This is a genomic window from Phocaeicola oris (assembly GCF_021295095.1).
GTDB classification, from domain to species: domain Bacteria; phylum Bacteroidota; class Bacteroidia; order Bacteroidales; family Bacteroidaceae; genus Phocaeicola; species Phocaeicola oris.
In genome coordinates this window covers 26,989-49,481 of record NZ_JAJLQX010000017.1, presented here as the reverse complement: position 1 = coordinate 49,481, position 22,493 = coordinate 26,989, and the positions used below count along the sequence as shown (strand labels likewise).

17 protein-coding genes are annotated in these 22,493 nt (G+C 42.0%); 12 read left to right on the top strand and 5 right to left on the bottom strand.

Annotation, left to right across the window (positions count from 1 at the left end; translation table 11 throughout):
- Positions 1-6 precede the first annotated feature (6 nt).
- The 3 genes from LO761_RS09360 (at position 7) to LO761_RS09350 (ending at position 5,444) form a co-directional block, all read left to right on the top strand.
- Positions 7-684 (top strand): ABC transporter ATP-binding protein, encoded by a 678-nt coding sequence (locus tag LO761_RS09360; protein ID WP_272818021.1) that lies wholly within the window; start codon positions 7-9, stop codon positions 682-684.
- Between the two features lie 87 nt (positions 685-771).
- The gene (locus tag LO761_RS09355; RefSeq protein ID WP_272818020.1) at positions 772-3,159 is read left to right on the top strand and encodes an ABC transporter permease; all 2,388 of its coding nucleotides are present in this window, start codon (positions 772-774) and stop codon (positions 3,157-3,159) included.
- Positions 3,160-3,278: 119 nt separating this feature from the next.
- Positions 3,279-5,444, top strand: a complete 2,166-nt coding sequence (locus LO761_RS09350; RefSeq protein ID WP_407951558.1) for an alpha-galactosidase — start codon at positions 3,279-3,281, stop codon at positions 5,442-5,444.
- A gap of 315 nt (positions 5,445-5,759) precedes the next feature.
- Here the strand turns inward: LO761_RS09350 and LO761_RS09345 are convergent, their stop codons facing one another.
- Positions 5,760-6,911: a hypothetical protein gene (locus LO761_RS09345; protein WP_272818018.1), complete on the bottom strand. Its 1,152-nt coding sequence runs from the start codon at positions 6,909-6,911 to the stop codon at positions 5,760-5,762.
- 175 nt (positions 6,912-7,086) lie between these two features.
- Here LO761_RS09345 and LO761_RS09340 point away from each other — a divergent pair, with 175 nt between their 5' ends.
- Both LO761_RS09340 and nifJ read left to right on the top strand, forming a co-directional pair.
- The gene (locus LO761_RS09340; RefSeq protein WP_272818017.1) at positions 7,087-8,262 is read left to right on the top strand and encodes an AAA family ATPase; all 1,176 of its coding nucleotides are present in this window, start codon (positions 7,087-7,089) and stop codon (positions 8,260-8,262) included.
- A 35-nt stretch (positions 8,263-8,297) separates the two neighbouring features.
- On the top strand, positions 8,298-11,882 hold the full coding sequence (nifJ, locus tag LO761_RS09335; protein WP_272818016.1) for a pyruvate:ferredoxin (flavodoxin) oxidoreductase: 3,585 nt from the start codon (positions 8,298-8,300) through the stop codon (positions 11,880-11,882).
- Positions 11,883-12,098: 216 nt separating this feature from the next.
- Here nifJ and LO761_RS09330 read toward each other — a convergent pair whose 3' ends face one another.
- The gene (locus tag LO761_RS09330; RefSeq protein WP_272818015.1) at positions 12,099-13,274 is read right to left on the bottom strand and encodes a MalY/PatB family protein; all 1,176 of its coding nucleotides are present in this window, start codon (positions 13,272-13,274) and stop codon (positions 12,099-12,101) included.
- A 338-nt stretch (positions 13,275-13,612) separates the two neighbouring features.
- Between LO761_RS09330 and LO761_RS09325 the strand changes: the two genes are divergently transcribed.
- The 7 genes from LO761_RS09325 to LO761_RS09295 all read left to right on the top strand — a co-directional run bounded on the left by LO761_RS09325 (position 13,613) and on the right by LO761_RS09295 (position 19,391).
- Positions 13,613-14,455 carry a prephenate dehydratase gene (locus tag LO761_RS09325; protein WP_272818014.1) on the top strand — a complete coding sequence of 281 codons (843 nt, stop codon included), beginning with the start codon at positions 13,613-13,615 and terminating at the stop codon, positions 14,453-14,455.
- Positions 14,436-15,623, top strand: coding sequence for a pyridoxal phosphate-dependent aminotransferase (locus tag LO761_RS09320; RefSeq protein ID WP_272818013.1), 1,188 nt, complete (start codon positions 14,436-14,438; stop codon positions 15,621-15,623). The genes LO761_RS09325 and LO761_RS09320 overlap by 20 nt, the downstream gene beginning before the upstream one ends.
- Before the next feature lie 51 nt (positions 15,624-15,674).
- Entirely contained in the window at positions 15,675-16,742 is a 1,068-nt protein-coding gene (locus tag LO761_RS09315) for a bifunctional 3-deoxy-7-phosphoheptulonate synthase/chorismate mutase type II (RefSeq protein WP_272818012.1), read from the top strand.
- 12 nt (positions 16,743-16,754) lie between these two features.
- Positions 16,755-17,528, top strand: coding sequence for a prephenate dehydrogenase (locus LO761_RS09310; RefSeq protein WP_272818011.1), 774 nt, complete (start codon positions 16,755-16,757; stop codon positions 17,526-17,528).
- Positions 17,525-18,175 carry an HAD family hydrolase gene (locus LO761_RS09305; protein ID WP_272818010.1) on the top strand — a complete coding sequence of 217 codons (651 nt, stop codon included), beginning with the start codon at positions 17,525-17,527 and terminating at the stop codon, positions 18,173-18,175. The genes LO761_RS09310 and LO761_RS09305 overlap by 4 nt, the downstream gene beginning before the upstream one ends.
- Positions 18,176-18,317: 142 nt before the next feature.
- Positions 18,318-19,013, top strand: coding sequence for an esterase (locus LO761_RS09300; RefSeq protein ID WP_272818009.1), 696 nt, complete (start codon positions 18,318-18,320; stop codon positions 19,011-19,013).
- Positions 19,014-19,022: 9 nt separating this feature from the next.
- Positions 19,023-19,391 carry an MmcQ/YjbR family DNA-binding protein gene (locus LO761_RS09295; RefSeq protein WP_272818008.1) on the top strand — a complete coding sequence of 123 codons (369 nt, stop codon included), beginning with the start codon at positions 19,023-19,025 and terminating at the stop codon, positions 19,389-19,391.
- A gap of 139 nt (positions 19,392-19,530) precedes the next feature.
- Here LO761_RS09295 and pfkA read toward each other — a convergent pair whose 3' ends face one another.
- From pfkA to LO761_RS09280, 3 genes are all read right to left on the bottom strand, one after another.
- Positions 19,531-20,511, bottom strand: a complete 981-nt coding sequence (pfkA, locus tag LO761_RS09290; RefSeq protein ID WP_272818007.1) for a 6-phosphofructokinase — start codon at positions 20,509-20,511, stop codon at positions 19,531-19,533.
- A 78-nt stretch (positions 20,512-20,589) separates the two neighbouring features.
- On the bottom strand, positions 20,590-21,624 hold the full coding sequence (locus LO761_RS09285) for a DUF4435 domain-containing protein (RefSeq protein WP_272818006.1): 1,035 nt from the start codon (positions 21,622-21,624) through the stop codon (positions 20,590-20,592).
- 9 nt (positions 21,625-21,633) lie between these two features.
- Complete coding sequence (locus LO761_RS09280) at positions 21,634-22,491, bottom strand: AAA family ATPase (RefSeq protein WP_272818005.1); 858 nt, start codon at positions 22,489-22,491, stop codon at positions 21,634-21,636.
- Positions 22,492-22,493: the final 2 nt, after the last annotated feature.

Below are 22,493 nucleotides of genomic sequence, written 5' to 3'. Positions count from 1 at the left end.
AAAGACATGATTAAGATTGAAAATTTAACTAAGAAATTCGTTACAACAGAAGTTGAGACCATTGCGTTGAATAATGTAAATTTGGAAGTTGCCGATAAAGAATTTGTCGCTATCATGGGACCTTCGGGCTGCGGTAAGTCAACCTTACTGAATATTATGGGACTGCTTGACAACCCAACTTCGGGTAATTATTATTTGAATCAGGAAGAAGTCGGTCACCTGAAAGAAAAAGATCGCACCAAAGTCCGTAAAGGAAATATCGGATTCGTGTTCCAAAGTTTTAATCTGATTGACGAATTGAATGTTTTCGAGAATGTGGAATTACCGTTGACATACTTAGGCATTCCCGCCAATGAAAGAAAGAAACGTGTGACTGAAATCCTTAAGCGAATGAATATCAGTCATCGGGCAAAACATTATCCACAACAGTTGTCGGGAGGTCAGCAACAAAGAGTTGCCATCGCACGTGCCGTAATAATTAATCCGAAATTGATTCTTGCCGATGAGCCTACCGGTAATCTGGACTCAAAGAATGGACAAGAAGTAATGGAACTTCTGACAGAATTAAATAAAGAAGGTACCACCATCGTCATGGTTACTCATAGTCAGCATGACGCAGGCTTTGCCGGACGTATTATCAATTTGTTCGATGGCCAGATTGTCTCAACAACAGAAGGGCTTTAATAGTTTAGCAACGAATATAGGTGGAAAAGTTTACCTTTCCTCTATAACGAACTAAACTTTTAATCCTCAAACAAAAAATATTTAATCATGCGTCGTGCAATAAAATCATTATTTCGAAAAGGAGAAGCAAACATAACAAAGATTCTCTGTCTTGCCATCGGTTTAGCCTTAGGACTGACCATGATAGCGGAAGTCATCTATGAATACTCCTACGATAACTTTGTACCAGGACTTGAAGATACGTATCTGGTGGGAGAAAACTACAAAATGAAAGGCGAAGACTGGAAAAACTTCACTCAATGTTCCGGAGCACATGCTCCGGGCATCAAGTCGGTTTGTCCGGAAGTGGAAGCCGCAACCAGATACACTTGGTTTTCAGAATCCGCGACTTTTCTCACAGAAGACAAAAAAGAACTGAAAGGTAACGCATTCCTTTGCGACTCTTCTTTCTTCAACGTATTCCCAAGAAAGATATTGTTGGGAGAAGATCCAAAGACCGGCTTAAATGAATCCGGTAAGGCTTATATTTCTGAAAGTTTATATAAAACTATCGGACAGGACATCATAGGCAAAACAGTTTCTATGAAAATAGATAACCGATTGCAACTGAATATTGTTGGCGTGTTCCAAGATATTCCTGAGAACACTTCGCTTCCCGATATGGATATTATAATGGCCATGCCTACTGCTTTAAAAATATGGGGGTGGGACAGCCCAAATAATATGGTAGGCAACGACCGCTATATAGGTTATGTCCGTCTACGCCACGGCACCAATCCCAACAACTTACAAGGTCGTATGGACCAATGGATTAAAGACAAGATAGGGAAACAACTTACTAAAGGTGGAGTTGATATGAAGCTCCGTCTGGATCCTTTGAAAGGAATTGTCCTTTCGAGTTCGAAAAACAAGATAATGAATTTCGCGTTCCTCGGATTCGGTATTATCATGTTGTTGGTTTCGGTGTTCAATTATATCCTTTTGATTATATCCTCTATGGTGAACCGAGCCAAAAGTATAGCTACATACCGTTGCTATGGAGCTGATAGTAAAGACATTTATAAAATGATTCTCGGCGAATCATTCCTACATATCTTTTGCATTGCTTTACCTTTGGCCATACTTATCATCTTTAGTCTGCAAAACTTTGTTCAAGAACAAATCGCGCATAGTCTGAAGAGCCTTTTCCCTATCTCTACTATTATAATATGTATACTCATTACCTTCATTGTAGTTATTGTTTGCGGATTACTTCCGGGCTATATCTACACTAAAATTCCGGTCACGTATGCTTACCGTAAATATACAGAAAGCAAACGTCGTTGGAAATTGGCCTTACTGTTCGTCCAATTCATGCTGACAGGCTTCTTCGTTTGTTTGTTAACTGTAATCGGGTTACAATATCAAAAGTTGACCAATTATGATTTAGGTTTCAACTACAAAAATATGTTAGAAGTCGGATTTAAAGGTGTTAATAGAAATGAACGGGAACGCTGCTATCAGGAGTTGAAAAGAAATCCGAATGTCGCTTCCGTAACATGGGCTTATCAGGACTTTTCTTCCGGAGTAAATGGAGATAACGTTATTAATCCGGAAACAGGTGAGGAATATATGAATGTACGCAACTTATTTGCTGGAGGTGATGATTTCTTTAAGACTCTTGAAATACCTGTTCTTGAAGGCAAGACATTTACTCCGGTAGCTGTTGATTCATTAAGCAAAGAGATAATGGTAAGCGAAACTTTTGTTAAAAAGATGGAAAAATTAGCCGGATGGAAAGGCGATGCCATCGGTAAAGATGTATATATCACCAGCCATGATGGATTATATAGAATTATTGGCATATACAAAGATTTCAGAACCGGTATATTAGAAAAAGAAGCTGAAGAGTATCATACACGTCCCAGTGTAATCTATTATGGAACCATTGATTCTCCTTGGACTATGTATCTCTATATCCGTTTAAATAATATGGGGTCGGAGCAGGTTCAACAAATTCAGGATATTGTCGATAAGACTATTACCAGCAATAAAAAAACGGTGTACCTGCTGCGCATGGAAATAGGGAACAACTACGCCCATTTAAAACATGTCCGCAATTCTATTATGTTAGCAGGAATAAGTATTCTGATTATTGCGCTTATAGGTTTAATAGCTTATATCCGCGATGAAGTGAACCGTCGCCGTTCCGAGATTGCTATCCGGTCTATTCTTGGAGCGACTGCCGGTAATATTCAAAAGTTATTCCAACAATACCTGTTATACATAGCGGTGCCTGCCATTTTTGTCGGAGGTTTATGCGCATGGATTGTCGGACAATATATATTAGAGGTTTTCTCTGTAAAGATTCCATTAACATGGTATTTGTTCGGCGGATGTATGCTAATCGTACTTCTAATAGTAGTAGTCATGGCATATCTGTTAGTTTGGAAAGCTGCACAAGCCAACCCTACAGAAAATCTCCGCACCGAATAAATTTATCAAAAAAAATGATTACTTTTGTCCGGAGTATATATTAGCTCTAAACAGAAGTAACCATTTTATTCATTTACAAAAGTAATGCTATGAGGAAAACTCTTTTATTTTTTTGCTTTATGATGCTGTCAAGTTATTTATTAGCGCAAAGCATTCATATTTCCACTAAAAACATGTCGTTGGTGCTGAACGCGCAGACAGGAAAGGAATTGAAGTTCGTGTACTTCGGTCAGAAACTCTCTGATCAAGATTTAAATTCAATCGAAAAAACAGAAGCTGCTCGATTTGCTGCTTATCCTGCTTACGGATTGAATTGCACTCAGGAAAATGCTTTATCCGTACAACATGCCGACGGAAACATGTCTCTTGAAATGGCTGTACAAAGTGTGGATAAGAAAGATGATAACCATGCTGTCACTACCACCATTACCATGAAGGATAAAGTTTATCCGTTCTATGTAAAGGTAAATTACAAGGCTTATAAAGATGTCGATATGATTGAAACTTGGACAGAGGTCAATCATGGAGAGAAAGGCATCGTTATGATGACGGAGTTCGCTTCCGCTTATCTGCCTATCCGTAAAGGAAATGTTTATATCTCTCACCTCTACGGAGCATGGGGTAATGAAGGTAAGTTGGTTTGTGAGCCGCTTACTCCGGGTGTAAAGGAAATCATCAATAAAGACGGTGTACGCAACTCACATACCGCTCATGCCGAGGTGATGTTCTCGTTAGACGGTGAAGCTAAAGAGAACGAAGGTCGTATGATTGGCGCGGCACTCTGCTACTCAGGCAACTATCGACTGAAAGTCAATACCGATGAGAGTGAATACCATCACTTCTTCGCCGGAATAAATGAGGATAACTCATGGTATAATCTTAAGAAAGATGAAATATTTACTACTCCTGCCCTCGCCCTGACTTATACGAAAGAAGGTTTGAGTGGCGCAAGCCGTAACTTCCACAAATGGGGGCGTGAATACAAATTAGCCAACGGCAATACTCTTCGAAAGGTATTGTTGAACAGTTGGGAAGGCGTGTACTTCAACATCAACGAAGAAGGCATGGACCAAATGATGGCTGACATCGCTTCTATGGGGGGCGAACTCTTTGTGATGGACGACGGATGGTTTGGCGTTAAATACCCACGCAAAAACGACCATTCCTCATTAGGTGACTGGGAAGTGGACAAAACAAAACTTCCTCACGGCATTCAAGGCTTGATTGACGCGGCAAAGAAACATGGCATAAAGTTCGGCATCTGGATAGAACCGGAAATGACAAACACCGTCAGCGAACTTTATGAACAGCATCCCGACTGGGTTATCAAAGCTCCGCAAAGAGATTTGGTATTAGGACGTGGAGGCACACAGGTGGTACTCGACTTGAGCAATCCCGCTGTTCAAGACTTTGTGTTTGGTGTCGTAGATAATTTAATGACTAAATATCCTGATTTGGATTATATCAAATGGGATGCCAACGCGTCTATTATGAATCATGGTTCCAACTATCTGACAAAGGATAACCAAAGCCATTTGTATATTGACTATCATCGTGGCTTTGAGAAAGCTTGCCAGCGCATCCGTGCCAAATACCCAAAGCTGACCATTCAGGCATGTGCCAGTGGTGGCGGTCGTGCCAACTGGGGTGTACTTCCATATTTTGATGAATTCTGGGTAAGCGATGATACCGATGCTTTGCAACGTGTCTATATGCAGTGGGGCACCTCTTATTTCTTCCCCGCCATCGCCATGGCTTCTCACATCAGTGCCGCTCCTAATCATCAGACAGGGCGTGTTATTCCTTTGAAGTTCAGAATCGACGTAGCTATGAGCGGTCGCCTTGGTATGGAAATCCAGCCAAAGAACATGACCGAGAATGAGAAGAATCTATGCAAGAATGCTATCGCAGAATATAAAAATATCCGCCCGATAGTACAAATGGGCGACATCTACCGCTTACAATCTCCATACAATCATATAGGAATTTCTTCACTGATGTATGTTACTCCCGAGAAAGATAAAGCCGTATTCTACTGGTATAAGACAGAGCATTTTGTAAATCAGCATCTTCCGCGCATTCCTATGGCAGGCTTAAAGGCTGATAAGAATTACAAAGTACACGAACTGAACCGTATTGATGCTCATCCTTTAGTCTTCGAAGGTCAGGTATTCAGTGGAGAATATCTAATGTCGAACGGATTGGAAATTCCTTATAACCATCGTGTCAGAGGTGTACAACCGGATTATTCAAGTCGTGTTCTTTACTTGGAAGAAGTCAATTAATATTTTAAGAAATAACAATAAAAGAGGGAGCTGTATGTAGTTCCCTCTTTTTTCTTTTATACCGACTTTGAAGGAAAAAACATTTCTGTTATTATTCCGATGCCTATAAACGCGAAAAGTGATACGTATCAAACGTACAACTCATACGCATGAATCGATCAACTCATGAGGATGAATCGTACAACTCATGCGGATGAATCGGTCAACTCATGCGCATCACTTTTCCTAATGCTCTTGATGAGATATGAAATTGACATTATCACTGCAACTTAATGTACCGACGAAAGAGAATACAGATCTTGTGTGCCGTATAAATTAATGAGTAACTATGATATAAACCGCAAAAGAAGTATCTTTGTTTACCGGCGTTAAAGGGAGATAACCTTTCCTTATCCTACCCGATTCCATTGCCAAAGGATAATCCGACATCATTTGCCTTTGTGCTTTTAAAGCCTCATCGGGATGGGGATAATATTCAATATAAAAATATCCGTGAGAAGTGGGACAAATATATTTGTCAAACAGTACGCGCGATAGGATTCCCATATTCATCCGAAGGTTTATCTCCACACAAGGACGCAACTTCCCTTCGGAAATGAGCATATCGACCCCTAAACAGCCTTGGTAAAAGCCACGAATCTCTTCAAACAACAACTGCTCCAGCCGGTTCCTTATATATAACAAAACATGCAGTGGAACAAATTCGGCCAACCGTTTCTCAATTTCATCATCCGAAGCTAATACATTCCGCTTATAAACGCCGTTATCATCTGTCTCAAAGAGCGAATAACCGGCAAACATCACTCCTTCCATATCGGAATAAAATTCCATGGCAAAGTCAATCGATCGGGGATTATACGGTTCCGCCACAATGATTCCCTGTGTCAAAAGAACTCTCGATACCCAGCTCTTTATCGGGGCATTCCATGTATCAGGAGAAACAAAATGGATTCCCCGACCACTACCCGACCACGGAGCCTTTAATACAACTTTATCGTGCGAAAGGATAAACTTTTCAATATCCGTTTCACAAGTTAAAACAACCGCATCACCAAGTAAATAATCCGCTCCTTGAAGCTGTTTCAGTATTTTAACCGCCGTCAACCTGCTCGACAAATCACGAATTTTCCCCATCTGCTCTTCATTTGGGAAAGAGCCCGTCGGCAAACCATTCATTTGTAAGTCATAACAAAGCGACGGATTCCATCCCCACGGCCTGACAATATCAAAATCCGAAATCAGTTGATCAGTAAAATTAATATCTAAATGAAATGGGCAGTACTTTCGAAACAAATCTATTCTGTCGACAGCATCAACAAGTACCCAACTTCCTTTATCGGCATACCAAGCCGGAAGGAAAGACAAATCTTCCGTCATTTTCTTAATGCTATGACGAACGACGAAACTCGGCTTCCCATAAGCTAAGGCCATGTCGTTATCGGGATTAAACAAATAAATTGGTTTCATAACGCAAAGATAGAAAGAATAAAATACATCTATTAATTAATTCATTTTATAAAGACCAATAAAAAGAATGAATTTATCTTGAAGAAAGATATAAATATTAGCATAATTTTGTAATCTCCACTTTGCAATTCTAATTTGATTTTGTACCTTTGCGTCAAATTCTTTAATAGAAGAAATGGAAACCTTTTACAGGACACATCGTTATCTCGTTGAGCACACTAATGCCCCCGTTCGTCGACTTTTAATGGATGAAATCAATTGGAACGACCGGTTAATAGGTATTAAAGGTACTCGAGGCATTGGAAAAACAACTTTCCTTTTGCAGTATGCTAAAGAGAAATTCGGCACTGACAGGTCTTGTTTATACATTAACATGAACAATTTCTATTTCTCCGACCATACCATTGTAGATTTCGCGGAACAATTTGTGAACGACGGCGGAAAAGTGCTGTTAATCGATCAGGTATTCAAGTATCCGGAATGGAGTCACGACCTGCGCGTTTGTTACGAACGCTTTCCACAGCTAAAAATTGTTTTCACCAACTCCTCAGTCATGCAGTTGGAAGATTTTCCTGAGATAAATGATATTTGCAAGTTATATCATATCCGTGGATTTTCATTCCGTGAATTCCTAAACTTAAAAACCGGACACTCGTTCCATCCGTATACGCTGCAGGAAATTTTAGAGAATCATCAACCCATTGCGGATACGGTTCTTCGGAATACCAAGCCGTTAGACTATTTCAAAGATTATCTGCATCATGGATTCTATCCGTTCTTCTTGGAGAACAGAAACTATTCCGAGAATTTAGTGAAGACCATGAACATGATGATTGAAGTAGATATTCTGCTCATTAAACAAATAGAGTTGAAGTATCTGACAAAGATAAAAAAGTTACTATACTTAGTGGCTGTTGACGGACCGGTCGCTCCGAATATCAGTCAATTAGCCAAAGAAATAGAGACATCCCGTGCAACAGTGATGAACTACATCAAATACTTATCGGAAGCAAGACTAATTAATATGATTTATCCGAATGGCGAAAGTTTTCCAAAGAAACCATCCAAGTTGCTGATGCATAATACCAATCTGATGTATGCCATTTACCCCATCAAGTTTGAAAAGAAGGATGTGCTCAACACCTTTTTATTAAACGCGCTTTCCAAAGGACATAATATATATAAAGGAGATCGTGGAAGTTCTTTCTCCGTCGACGAAGGCATCCGCCTGCGAATTGCGATGGAAGAAGGCGAGACTAAAAATAATCCACGTTATTATTATGCTATTCGTAATATGTCTGTAGGACACGGAAACCAAATTCCATTGTGGTTATTTGGATTCCTTTATTAGTTGAGTTTATTTATTATTTAACTACTTAGTATTATATGACTAAACAAAAAAAATTTATCACTTGTGATGGTAATGAAGCTGCCGCTCACATAAGCTACATGTTTAGTGAGGTTGCCGCTATCTACCCTATTACTCCGTCATCTCCTATGGCAGAGCATGTTGATGAATGGGCTGCCAAAGGTCGTAAGAACCTTTTCGGTCAGACCGTTAGTGTACAAGAAATGCAATCTGAAGGAGGAGCTGCCGGTGCCTTGCATGGTTCTTTACAAGCCGGTGCTTTAACAACAACATTCACTGCTTCACAGGGTTTATTGTTGATGATTCCTAATATGTATAAGATTGCAGGAGAACTGCTTCCTTGTGTATTCGATGTTTCAGCTCGTACTTTAGCTTCTCATTCTCTTTGTATCTTCGGTGATCATCAGGATGTAATGGCTTGTCGTCAGACAGGTTTCGCCATGTTCTGCTCCGGATCTGTTCAAGAGGTTATGGATTTAACGGCTGTTCCTCACTTGGCAACATTGAAGACCAGCGTTCCTTTCATCAATTTCTTTGATGGTTTCCGCACCTCTCATGAGATTGACAAGATTGAAAGACTGGACAACGAGGATATCTGTCCATTGGTTGACATGGATGATATCAAACGCTTCCGCGACCGTGCCTTAAGTCCTGAGCGTCCTGTAACTCGTGGTACCGCGGAAAATCCGGAGACTTTCTTCACTCATCGTGAAGCCAGCAACGGCGCTTACGAGAATGTTCCGGAAGTTGTTGAGGAATTGCTCGGCAAAATCAGTACTATCACAGGCCGTGAATATCACTTGTTCTCATACTATGGCGCAAAAGACGCTGACCGTATGATTATTTTAATGGGTTCCGCTACCGAAGCTGCTCGTGAGGCTATCGATTATTTAAATAAGAATGGCGAGAAGGTGGGAATGATTAGTGTTCACTTGTATCGTCCGTTCTCTGTTAAGCATCTGCTTGCCTCTGTTCCTAAGACTGTTAAGCGCATTGCTGTTCTCGATCGCACAAAGGAGCCGGGAGCCGAAGGTGAACCTCTTTACTTGGATATTAAGAGCGCATACTATGATGTTCAAGATAAGCCACTGATTGTTGGCGGTCGCTATGGTTTAGGATCACGCGATACAACTCCTGCCCAAATCGTTTCCGTATTCAATAACTTGAAGATGAACGAACCGAAGAATCACTTTACCATCGGTATCGTCGATGATGTTACATTCACATCTCTTCCACAGGTTGAGGAAATTCCTATGGGCGCTGAAGGTACATTCGAAGCTAAATTCTACGGCTTGGGCGCTGATGGTACTGTGGGTGCTAACAAGAACTCGGTTAAGATTATCGGTGACAACACAGACAAGCATTGTCAGGCTTATTTCAGCTACGACTCAAAGAAGTCCGGAGGTTTCACCTGCTCTCATCTTCGTTTCGGTGACAATCCTATCCATTCCACTTATTTGGTCAATACTCCAAACTTCGTGGCTTGCCATGTTCAGGCTTACCTTAACATGTACGATGTTACCCGTGGCTTGCAAAAGAACGGTACATTCCTTTTAAATACGATCTTCGATGGTGACGAATTGGTTCACTTCATTCCTAATAAAGTTAAACGCTACTTCGCTCAAAACAATATCACCGTTTATTATATCAACGCTACTAAAATCGCTCAAGAAATTGGGTTGGGTAATCGTACCAACACTATTCTTCAGAGCGCGTTCTTCCGTATCACCGAGGTTATCCCTGTTGACTTGGCTGTAGAACAAATGAAGAAATTTATTGTTAAGTCGTACGGCAACAAGGGACAGGATGTGGTTGATAAAAACTATGCTGCTGTCGATCGCGGTGACGAATATAAGACATTGGCTATCAATCCGGCATGGGCTGACTTAGCTGATGAGGATGCAGTGGAAGACGATGCTCCGGCATTCGTTAAAGAACTGGTTCGTCCTATCAATGCTCAGAGCGGTGACTTGTTAAAAGTTTCTGACTTCGTTAAGCATAATACTGTCGACGGTTCTTGGTCAGTAGGTACTGCCGCTTACGAAAAACGAGGCGTAGAGGCTTTTGTTCCTGTTTGGAATCCGGAAAACTGTATCCAGTGTAACAAATGTTCATTCGTTTGTCCTCACGCAGCTATCCGTCCATTTGTCCTGAATGATGAGGAGTTGAAAGGCTTCGATACTCAAACAATCGATGTCAAAGTTCCAAAACCTTTAGCAGGCATGCACTTCCGTATTGAGGTAAGCGTTATGGATTGCTTAGGTTGCGGTAATTGCGAGGATGTTTGCCCGGGTAATCCTAAAACAGGCAAGGCTTTGAAGATGACTCCGTTTAATCCTGATTCCGAAGAGATGAAGAAAGAAGCTGCCAATTGGATATATCTGACTAAGAATGTGAAGTCTAAACAAAATCTTATCGATATCAAACAGAGCCCGAAGAACTCTCAGTTCGCGCAACCTTTGTTTGAGTTCTCAGGTGCTTGCGCCGGTTGTGGCGAGACTCCTTACGTTAAGCTGATTTCTCAATTGTTTGGCGACCGTGAGATGTTGGCTAACGCAACAGGTTGCTCATCTATCTATTCTGCTTCTATTCCTTCTACTCCGTATTGCAAGAATGAAAAAGGGCAAGGACCGGTATTCAACAACTCATTGTTTGAGGATTTCTGCGAATTCGGCTTAGGTATGGCATTGGGTAACAAAAAGATGAAAGAACGTATCACTATGTTGCTCAACGATGCTATTGCTAAAGAAGATACTCCGGAAGCGTTTAAAGCTGCTGCTCAGAAATGGATAGAAGGCAAAAACGACGCTGACGCGTCTAAGATTGCCGCCGCTGAACTGAAGCCATTGATTGAAGAAGGTGTTAAGGGCGGTTGTCCTATCTGTACGGAATTAAAGACTTTAGATCACTACTTAGTTAAGAGAAGTCAGTGGATTATTGGTGGCGACGGCGCTTCATACGATATCGGTTACGGCGGTCTCGACCACGTCATCGCATCCGGTGAAGATGTTAACATCCTTGTCCTCGATACCGAGGTTTACTCTAATACAGGTGGTCAGTCGTCTAAGGCTACTCCTTTGGGCGCTATCGCTCAGTTCGCTGCTCAAGGTAAACGAATCCGCAAGAAAGATTTGGGATTGATGGCTACTACTTACGGTTATGTTTATGTCGCTCAAGTTGCTATGGGCGCCGATAACTCTCAGTGCTTGAAGGCTATCCGTGAGGCGGAAGCATATCCGGGCCCGTCATTGGTCATTGCATACGCTCCATGTATCAATCATGGTTTAAAGGTTAAAGGTGGCATGGGACGCAGTCAGGCAGAAGAAGGACGTGCCGTTGAATGTGGTTACTGGCATTTGTGGAGATATAACCCACAGTTAGCAGATCAGGGCAAGAACCCATTCTCTTTAGATTCCAAAGAGCCCGATTGGAATAAGTTCCACGACTTCCTGTTGGGTGAGGTTCGTTACCTGTCTGTAAAGAAAGCTTATCCTAACGAAGCGGAAGAACTCTTCACCGAAGCTCAGCACATGGCTAAGCTCCGTTATAAGAGCTACATACGCAAGAGTCAAGAGGACTGGAGTTTGGAAGAGAACAACTAATTTGTTCCTAATATAAATTTAGCGGGTGAGGCAAATGCCTCACCCGCTTTTCTTTGCATTTTACTGCATTTGTCGAATCATTGACGCGTTAGGTTTGCGAATTGATATTGTAAAACCTATCTGAACATACTTACAAGCATAGTCTTATATTAAGCTATGCTTGCAAGTATGTTATTCATTCACTGCTATTGTCACTACTTAACAAACAGACAACTGCTAATACCCTTGTCGTTTATAAGCCTCCGCCAACTGTTTCATCGCCTTCTCAATGATACTTCGCGGACTGCCTATGTTCAATCGCATAAATCCTTTCCCTTCTTCACCAAAAATGTAACCATCATTAAGAGCTAAATGAGCTTTATCAACAAAGAAATCGGTCAGTTGTTCCGGAGTGAGACCTAACTCCCTGCAGTCGAGCCAAATCAGATAAGACGCATGTGGTTCAATTGCCTTGATCCTCGGACAATGTTCCTTCAGGAATGTATTTACATAATCTATATTACCTTGAATGTACCGAATACACTGATCGAGCCACTCCTTACCCTCTGTGTAGCAAGCCTCAACACACAATGTAGCAAAAACGTGTCCCATGTTCAGTTCCCCCCGCTCTAAAAACGCTTCGAACTGTTGATGCCATTCCTTATTATATATAATAACATGCGAAGCAGAGATACCGGCTATATTAAAAGCCTTACTCGGAGCCATAAAAGTGACAGTATTTTGCCGGGCCTCTTCACTAATCATACAGAACGGAGTATGCTTGCAAGGCGGCAACGTAAGGTCGGCATGAATCTCATCGGAAAATACCATGACATGTTCTTTCGCGCAAATCTCGGCTACAGCCTGAAGTTCCTCTTTGGTCCAGACTATTCCTCCCGGATTATGAGGATTACACAAAATCATCAGTTTACATCCCTTCGCCTTGTTACGCAAATCATCCAAATCCATACGATATTGTCCGTTTTCCAACATCAACGGATTCGTCACTACCTCACGGCCGTATGCTGTCGATACATTACGGAACGGATGATACACGGGAGGTTGGATAAGCACCTTATCGCCCGACTTTGAGAAACAGTCTATAGCCAAAGCGATGCCCGGAACAATACCTCCCACAAAAGTAATATTCTCCTTAACCGCGGACATGCCGTAACGATCGTTTATCCAATGGATAATGGCATTATAATAATGATCTCCCTTGCAGGTATACCCTAATATTCCCCTGTCACAACGCCGACGAATAGCATCCAACACGAATGGTCCGGCAGCGAAGTCCATATCGGCTACCCACATCGGAATCAAATCTGTCCGTCCCCAATTCTCCATCATAGCAGTTAATTTTATGGCATCTGTTCCCTCACGGTTTATTATGCTGTCAAAATCGTATTTCATGATCTCTTTAATTTTAATTTTCTGGTTGGCACAAATTTACTTATTCATTATTAAAAAATACATTCTTTTAAATATAAAAGAAAGATTTTACGAAAAAAAACGAATAACATGCTTGTTTCTTCTAAAAATATAGTACATTTGCAGCGAAATGTAAAACAATATTTGTGATGAATACATTGCAACGTGCATACTTCTTTTTTAATTATTACTTTTACTTTAGCGATGAAGTGAAGCGGGAGTTTGCATACGTAATCTAAGCAACCAAAAAGAATTTGAAATAACCATAAAATCCCGCTTCCCATAGAAGACGGGATTTTTTATTTTAACGAATATACGAGATGAAGAAAGTAGCTATACAAGGAATCAAAGGTTCATTCCACGATATTGCCGCCCACAAATATTTCCCCGACGATGAACTGCGACTGATTTGCTGTGACACGTTTGAACAAGTCTTCGAGAGCATGAAACAGGACAGCAAAATAATCGGGCTGGTGGCCATTGAGAACACCATTGCAGGCAGCTTGCTACATAATTACGAACTGTTACGCGAAAGCGGATATACCATTGTAGGAGAGCATAAGCTACGCATAAAACATAGTATAATGTGTCTGCCTGAGGATGATTGGGACTCCATTACCGAGGTTGACTCTCACCCTGTGGCTTTGGCACAGTGCCGAACGTTTCTACATGAGCACCCTGAACTAAAGATTGTCGAAACAGAAGATACTGCCAAGAGTGCTCAGGAAATAAAAGAGTGCCATCTCACCGGTCATGCTGCCATCTGTTCCAAATACGCTGCCGAACTTTACGGGATGAAAGTTTTGCAAGAAGGAATAGAGACCAACAAACATAACTTCACCCGCTTTATGGTTGTTTCCGACCCTTGGGTGGCAGATGATATGCGTAGTTTGGGAAAAGCCAACAAAGCCACCCTTGTCTTTGCCTTGCCTCATAAAGAAGGCAGTCTGTCGCAAATACTTTCAATCTTTTCATTTTATAGCATTAATCTGACCAAAATCCAGTCGCTCCCAATCATCGGTCGTGAATGGGAATATCTGTTTTACGTTGACGTTATGTTCAGCGATTACCTTCGCTGGCGTCAATCGGTTGATGCCGTTACACCGTTAACAAAAAAACTTAAAATATTAGGAGAATACGAAGATGGAAAATCAACCATATAACATAGAGCCGGCTCATCGCTTGTCCGGCATAAGCGAATACTACTTCAGTCGAAAACTGAAAGAAGTTGCCCAAATGAATGCTGATGGCATGGACATCATCAGCCTTGCCATTGGAAGTCCTGATATGCCTCCTTCGGAAGAAACGGTTAAGGTACTCTGCGAAGAAGCCAAGAAGCCGGACGCTCACGGCTATCAGCCAACCGTCGGTATTCCGCAGTTGCGTAAAGCTATGGCCGACTGGTATAAGCGCTGGTATAACGTCGACTTAGACCCGAATACGGAAATCCAACCGCTCATAGGTTCAAAAGAAGGTATTCTACATGTCACTTTAGCATTTGTCAATCCGGGAGATCAGGTGCTCATTCCGAATCCGGGGTATCCTACGTATACCGCTGTGAATAAAATATTGGGCAGCGACATCGTATACTATGACCTGATGGAAAACAATCATTGGCAACCGGATTTCGACGCATTGGAGAAAATGGATTTAAGCAAAGTGAAGCTAATGTGGACCAACTACCCGAACATGCCGACCGGAGGGAACGCAAATATAGAACTTTATCAAAAGATAGTAGACTTCGCCCGCCGACATAATATCGTCGTTGTGAATGATAATCCGTATAGTTTCATCCTTAATAAAAAACCTGTCAGCATTCTTAATGTTCCGGACGCAAAAGAGTGTTGCGTTGAGTTCAACTCTATGAGTAAAAGCCATAACATGCCGGGCTGGCGTGTAGCCATGTTGTCAAGCAATGCACAATTCATCCAATGGATTCTGAAGATTAAGAGCAACATCGACAATGGAACCTTCAAGCCTGTGCAACTTGCTGCCGCTCAAGCCTATCATAACTCTATGGAATGGCATGAAGAAGCCAATTACAACGTATATCATCGTCGCCGTAAATTGGCAGAACAAATCATGACAACGCTCGGGTGCACGTTTGATTCGGAACAGGTAGGCATGTTCCTCTGGGGACGCGTCCCTGATAAGTACGCCGATGTAGAGAATCTTACCGAGAAAGTGCTTCATGAAGCTAAAGTATTTATCACTCCGGGATTCATCTTCGGGAGCAACGGAAAGCGATATATTCGTATCTCTCTCTGTGCCAAAGAAGATAAGATGCAAGAAGCATTGAAGCGAGTAAAAGCATTAATGAATAAAGAATAATAGATTTTGAATGTTTCTATTTATATGATAATAAAATAAAAACAACATACAATGGAATTAGATTTGCAACCATTAGCACTTCCGGGCATTGAGCCCAAACGTCCCATCGTTATTGCAGGACCATGTAGCGCTGAGACAGAAGAACAAGTAATTACAACAGCCAAACAGTTGGTTAAATATGGCATTAAAATATTTCGCGCGGGGATATGGAAACCACGTACCAAACCCGGAAGTTTTGAAGGTGTCGGAGTTGAAGGATTACCTTGGCTGAAGGAAGTTCAGAAGGAAACAGGGTTGTTGGTGGCTACCGAAGTAGCTACTGCCAAACATGTGTACGAGAGCTTGAAAGCCGGTATCGACATTCTTTGGATAGGAGCTCGCACGTCGGCAAACCCATTCGCTGTTCAGGAGATTGCGGATGCTCTGAAGGGGGTGGATATTCCTATCCTGATAAAGAACCCTGTAAACCCCGACTTAGAGCTTTGGATTGGTGGCTTGGAGCGTATCAACAATGCCGGTTTAAAACGATTGGCTGTTATCCATCGAGGTTTCTCTACTTCCGATAAAAAGATTTATCGAAACTCACCACAGTGGCACATACCGATGGAACTCCGTCGTCGTATTCCTAATCTGCCCATTTTCTGTGACCCGAGCCATATCGGAGGGAAACGTGAACTTATTGCTCCGCTCTGTCAACAGGCAATGGACCTTGGCTTCGACGGCCTGATTATAGAGTCGCATTGCAACCCCGATACGGCATGGAGCGATGCTGCTCAACAACTCACTCCTGAGGTGCTCGACTATATGCTGAATTTACTCGTCATACGTGATACCAAACAAACTACCGAGAGTATCCGTGCTCTCCGTGCGCAGATTGATGAGTGTGACGACCAAATTATTGATATTCTGTCGAAACGTATGCGTATCTGCCGCGAGATAGGTACCTATAAGAAAGAGCATGATATGACTGTATTGCAGCCTACCCGTTACAACGAGATTTTAGAGAAACGGGGCGCTCAAGGCTCTCTCTGCGAAATGGATGCCGACTTCATCAAAAAGGTATTTATCGCCATCCACGAAGAGAGTGTCCGCCAACAGTTGGATATTATCAATAAATAAACGTTTACTACGATGAGAATAGTTATTTTAGGAGCCGGAAAGATGGGCTCTTTCTTTACCGACATACTCAGTTTTCAACACGAAGTTGCCGTATTCGAAATTGATCCGAAACGGTTGCGCTTTATGTATAACTGTTATCGCTTCACCAAGCCGGAGGAGATTCAGGAATTCAAACCTGAATTGTTAATTAATGCCGTAACCGTGAAATATACCATCGAAGCGTTCAATCAGATACTTCCTTTTTTGCCGAAAGATTGTATTATCAGCGACATTTCATCGGTAAAGACGGGACTGAAAGATTACTACGAGAAAAACGGATTCCGCTACTGTTCCACACACCCCATGTTCGGCCCGACTTTTGCCAACTTAGACCAGTTGAGTAATGAGAACGCTATTATCATCAGCGAAGGCGACCATTTAGGAAAAATCTTCTTCAAAGACTTGTACCAAAGTCTCGGACTGCATATCTTTGAATATACATTCGACGAGCACGACGACACGGTAGCCTACTCGCTGTCCATTCCATTCGTATCTACTTTTGTGTTTGCCGCGGTGATGAAGCATCAGGACGCGCCGGGTACCACCTTCAAACGTCACATGAAAATAGCGAAAGGAGTGCTTAATGAGGATGATTACCTGTTGCAAGAGATTCTGTTCAACCCCCGTACACCGCATCAGGTAGAAAATATCCGCACCGAGTTAAACGAATTGTTAGACATTATCTCTAAGAAAGACGCTACACGTATGCATGCTTATTTAGAGAAAATAAGATTACATATTAAATGAAGAAATTAATCATATTCGACCTCGACGGTACGCTGTTGAATACTATCGCCGACTTAGCCACAGCTACCAATCAGGCTTTAGCTTCGTACGGCTACCCTACTCACGATATTCCCCAATACAAGTATTTCGTGGGCAACGGCATTAACAAATTGTTCGAGCGTGCCCTTCCGGAGGGAAAGAAAAATCAAGAGCAGGTACTGAAGATTCGTGAGCGGTTCATTCCGTATTACAATGAGCACCTCACCGACTTCACCCAACCCTATCCGGGTATTCCCGATTTGCTTGAAAGCATTCAACAAAGCAACATCCGGATAGCCGTGGCATCGAATAAATATCAGCAAGCCACAAGCAAGCTCATCCCGCACTTCTTCCCGAACATCAATTTTACCGCCATCTTCGGTCAGCGCGAAGGAGTACCCCGCAAACCCGACCCAACTATTGTTTATGACATCATGAAGATAGCCGACGTCAGCAAAGAGGAAGTACTATACTGCGGTGACAGTAATGTAGACATGCAGACTGCCATCCATGCCGGAGTCGACGGTGTAGGCGTGACTTGGGGATTCCGTCCTCGGACAGAATTAGAAAAAGAACATCCCTTCGCCATCGTTGACACAACGGATGAGATATTAAAGTACTTAGCATGAGCATGAATTCCCAAAGTCATACGCGTCATCGGTCAAAGTCATACGTATCATTTTGCCTACTCATACGCATGAATCAGTCAACTCATACGCATCACTTTACCCACTCATGCGGATGAAATCTGATATACATAAGATATTAGCAATGGAACAAGCATACATTAAATTAGGAAACAAAGATTGCCGGGTTTACATGGCAGGACAACCCGAAGCGCTACTCATCCAACCGATGGATGAACACGAACTGAAGAGTGTAGATCAAGAGATAGCAATGATTGCCGAAGAAAGTGGAAGCAGGTTCGCTATGGCAGCTTTTAATATTGAAGATTGGGAAAAGGAGCTTATGCCGTGGCCTGATCGGGCAGTATCAAGCAATGCCGAAGTAGGGCATCATGCCACAGACACCTTGTCGTATATAGAGCAGTGCTTATTGCCATGGTCGCGCCATAGGTGGGGAGAACTCCCCTGCCTCCTCGGAGGTTATTCCCTCAGCGCGCTCTTTGCGCTCTGGGCTTCCACGCAGGTTGATTCATTCGTTGGAATCGCGGCCTCATCGCCTTCTGTGTGGATAAAAGACTGGATTAACTTTGCCCGAGAAAATCCGACTAAGGCACAGCATATATACCTGAGCTTAGGTGACCAAGAAGAACACGTCAAGAACAAAGTCTTCGCGCAAGTTGGCAACAATATCCGCCAATATCATGATATGCTGACCACCCAAATAGGAGATACCCATACCACCCTTGTTTGGAATGTTGGTAACCACTTCCGAAACAGCACAGAGCGCACTGCCAACGGCTTTGTTTGGTGCCTGAAAAGAATGGAAAAAGAAATAAAATAAATAGCTCTTATGAACATAGAAGAATTCCGCGACTACTGCCTTTCGCTGAAAGGTGTTACAGAAAAGATGCCCTTTCAGAAGGCAAATACCGATTATGAACGTAACATATTGGTCTTCAGTATCGGTGACAAATGGTTCTGTTTTGTCAATGTCGACGTATTCGACTTCTGTAATCTGAAGTCGGCTCCCGACATATCAACCGCCTTGCAAGCTAAATATGAAGCCGTGCGTCCGGGGTATCACATGAATCATCGGCATTGGATATCGGTCTGTTTCAACCGCGATATGCCCGACAGCCAAATCTTTGAGCTTGTCCGCGACGCTTACCTCCGTGTACTCTCTTCGCTCCCTAAACGAGAACAAGCAAAGTATTTATAAACAAAAAAGTCACCCAACAGCCTTTTACATTGATTTGTAAATGCACATTGGGTGACAAGCTAACACAAATAAACTTTTACACGCGACATAACCTGATTGAACTTTCCGTACCGGCAGTTCTTTCAGTGATTTACATACTTTAAATAGATAATTCGTCGAGAACACGAATCAATGAGCGATCGATTGGTTTATCCTTTTTTACAGCATTGACAAACGGAACATAAACCACCTTATCGTTTTGAATTCCCACCATTACATTGCGCTGTCCTTCTAACAACGCGTCGATGGCACCAACGCCTAATCTGCTTGCCAAAATACGATCGTAAGCCGTGGGTGAGCCACCCCTCTGCAAGTGTCCCAAGATAGATACCCGCACATCATATTGCGGATATTCGGCTTTCACACGTTCGGCATAATGCATGGCTCCTCCATCTTTAGGGCTCTCCGACACAATTACAATACTGCTATTCTTTGATTTACGAAATCCTCGTCCTATAAACTGTTCCAACTGATCCACATCCGTCCGGTCTTCCGGTATGATAGCCGCTTCCGCTCCCGAAGCAATAGCGCTGTTCTGCGCAAGGAAACCGGCATCACGTCCCATTACTTCAACAAAGAAAATCCTATCATGCGAAGTTGCCGTATCCCGAATTTTATCGACGCAATCGACAATAGTATTCAACGCGGTATCATACCCGATGGTAGAATCAGTGCCATATAAATCATTATCAATCGTTCCGGGCAAACCAATGCATGAGATGTCATATTCATTAGCAAAATCACGAGCTCCGGCTAACGAGCCGTTTCCGCCTATAACGATTAAGGCATCAATCTCCTCACGTTTCATTGTTTCGTATGCTTTCTGACGCCCTTCGGGTGTTCTAAACGCCTCCGAACGAGCAGTCTTCAATATCGTACCACCCCGTTGAATAATACTGCTTACATCTTGAGTTGTAAACTCTTTCACTTCTCCATTGATCAAGCCTTCATATCCTCGATAAATAGCCTTGACACGAAAGTTATTGCATATAGCGCTACGAGTCACGGCACGTATGGCCGCGTTCATTCCGGAAGCGTCACCTCCGGAAGTCAAAACACCTATACATCTAATCGGTTTCATATCTTTATCTTATTGTTTTAATTTGTTTCTTCTCACAAAGTTATATTAAATACCAACCAAAGACAACTATTAAGCAGATTAATTCGTATTTTTCGATGAATCCTTATTTTCTTGTTTTTTAATCAATCCAAGCAGATTCAGAATATCTTCATTCACCTTCTTAAACATGGGACAATTCTTGAAATCCGTATTTTTCTTCAATGCCATATACGCGCTCACTTGCCTGTCTTCATAGCACGAGAGTTCATTTTGATATTGCATGCCATGAGCTGCCAAAGAGGAAATTTCATTTTCCCGTTCCTTACGCAGAATCGTACAAATAGGATCAAGCATGCGCATTGCCACATTCTCAAAAATATGGTGTCCCTGAATAAATAAATAGGTGTTGTCGGGCTCTACCCCAAGTTTCTTCAAGTTATCCTTTAACGTATCCACTTTTTCCACTGCTTCGGGATACTTTTCCCTAAGATTCCTAAGTTTCCTTTCTACTCTCCATTGTATTTCTCCCAAGCAACGCTCCGGATGATATACATTAAAATGCTCTACTTTCAGATTCATACATAATTCCGTGACAGGCAATTTTCCCAACTCATTTATACAGTAAAAATAAATATGCCAAATGAACAACGGATATGCTATCCGCGAGTAAATCTCCATAAAGTTCACAAAATCTATCAACTGATGATCATTCAAAGTAGCGCTCACACACACTTCATGCAATGATTCCGCGTAACATTGGTAGTTCTCTATAGCATACACATACGTTTGTAATACATACGGACTTTCCAACATGAATTTTGACATACGGGTAGCACCCTGTATCAGATAATCATAGTCGCTATCTACACAGGCAATCATATTTTCGCCTAATCGTGGTCCCAAATCATTGTCTAATGCTATCTTCTTTCCTTTTGAAAGCGATGTCTTAGATGGAAGCATGACTTCAAAGTAATGAGTTTTATCCTCATACTCCCCAAGAATATTCCGCCAGAACGCAATGTCATCATAGCTCTCGACATAAGCTACAATCTTGTGTCTGGCCGTTTTAGGACGCATGCTGTTAGCAGCTCCGATATAGAGAGAAGAAAGATTATCTTTTAACCTTTTCGGCATAATAGTTAGTTAATTTTCGGTAGTTATATCACTTACCTCTGTAACGACATCAGTCCAGCCGTTCATAATGACAGCCGGAGAATGAGTGGTTAGAATAATCTGCACGTTCGGATTCAAATCGCGGATAATGGAAATCAGACGTTCCTGCCATTCAACATGCAGAGATATTTCAGGTTCATCCATAAAGAGGGCTCCATTTTGATTATCCTGAACAAGGACGGTAAGCAGAATTACTAACATCTGCTTCTCCCCTGACGATAACTGAAACGGATATAGGGTATCACCATCCTGAGTAAACATTATCTCATTACTGTTCCTGATAATCGTCTTTCGGGTTTCACTGAAAAGATCATCAACCAAATCAAGAAAATGATTCTTGGCTTTAGCTATCTCCATAGCTTTCTGCTGAGCATCAGGAGCGCCCGACGTCAGACAGGCAATCATCCGGTTGCCTATATTCACCTGATAATCCAAATAACGGCGTTGCAACTGATATAATTGAAAATCAAGCTCTGTCTTTACATGCTCGTCGGCCATTTTCTCCAATAAATCGGAATGAATAATAGGTCTGTCAATACTGCGAATCACGTCATAATGAACGCAATCAGCCCCTTCGGGATGAAACTTAAAGAATACTCCGGCTACCTGCCCGTTTCCCAATTCCCCGCCTTGAAGCATCTTCAATTTTATATTTGGCACCTCCAAGTCTTTCAATTTTTCTATGGCTTTATTAATAATGGTACTCTTTCCTATACCATTAATTCCACTAAGAATATTCACATCAGGACGTAAGTCCCAAGTGATATTCTTTCGCCCCCAAAGGCTTACAATCTTTATCTGTGAAATATAATCTGCTTGTTTTCCCATAA

Bases quoted from the DNA above. Each gene is read 5' to 3' on its own strand.
- LO761_RS09345 (WP_272818018.1), bottom strand. From the start codon at position 6,911: ATGAAACCAATTTATTTGTTTAATCCCGATAACGACATGGCCTTAGCT.
- LO761_RS09300 (WP_272818009.1), top strand. From the start codon at position 18,318: ATGGAACAAGCATACATTAAATTAGGAAACAAAGATTGCCGGGTTTAC.
- LO761_RS09285 (WP_272818006.1), bottom strand. From the start codon at position 21,624: ATGCCGAAAAGGTTAAAAGATAATCTTTCTTCTCTCTATATCGGAGCT.
- LO761_RS09310 (WP_272818011.1), top strand. From the start codon at position 16,755: ATGAGAATAGTTATTTTAGGAGCCGGAAAGATGGGCTCTTTCTTTACC.
- LO761_RS09295 (WP_272818008.1), top strand. From the start codon at position 19,023: ATGAACATAGAAGAATTCCGCGACTACTGCCTTTCGCTGAAAGGTGTT.
- LO761_RS09340 (WP_272818017.1), top strand. From the start codon at position 7,087: ATGGAAACCTTTTACAGGACACATCGTTATCTCGTTGAGCACACTAAT.
- LO761_RS09355 (WP_272818020.1), top strand. From the start codon at position 772: ATGCGTCGTGCAATAAAATCATTATTTCGAAAAGGAGAAGCAAACATA.
- LO761_RS09330 (WP_272818015.1), bottom strand. From the start codon at position 13,274: ATGAAATACGATTTTGACAGCATAATAAACCGTGAGGGAACAGATGCC.
- LO761_RS09280 (WP_272818005.1), bottom strand. From the start codon at position 22,491: ATGGGAAAACAAGCAGATTATATTTCACAGATAAAGATTGTAAGCCTT.
- nifJ (WP_272818016.1), top strand. From the start codon at position 8,298: ATGACTAAACAAAAAAAATTTATCACTTGTGATGGTAATGAAGCTGCC.
- LO761_RS09350 (WP_407951558.1), top strand. From the start codon at position 3,279: ATGATGCTGTCAAGTTATTTATTAGCGCAAAGCATTCATATTTCCACT.
- LO761_RS09360 (WP_272818021.1), top strand. From the start codon at position 7: ATGATTAAGATTGAAAATTTAACTAAGAAATTCGTTACAACAGAAGTT.
- pfkA (WP_272818007.1), bottom strand. From the start codon at position 20,511: ATGAAACCGATTAGATGTATAGGTGTTTTGACTTCCGGAGGTGACGCT.
- LO761_RS09320 (WP_272818013.1), top strand. From the start codon at position 14,436: ATGGAAAATCAACCATATAACATAGAGCCGGCTCATCGCTTGTCCGGC.
- LO761_RS09315 (WP_272818012.1), top strand. From the start codon at position 15,675: ATGGAATTAGATTTGCAACCATTAGCACTTCCGGGCATTGAGCCCAAA.
- LO761_RS09305 (WP_272818010.1), top strand. From the start codon at position 17,525: ATGAAGAAATTAATCATATTCGACCTCGACGGTACGCTGTTGAATACT.
- LO761_RS09325 (WP_272818014.1), top strand. From the start codon at position 13,613: ATGAAGAAAGTAGCTATACAAGGAATCAAAGGTTCATTCCACGATATT.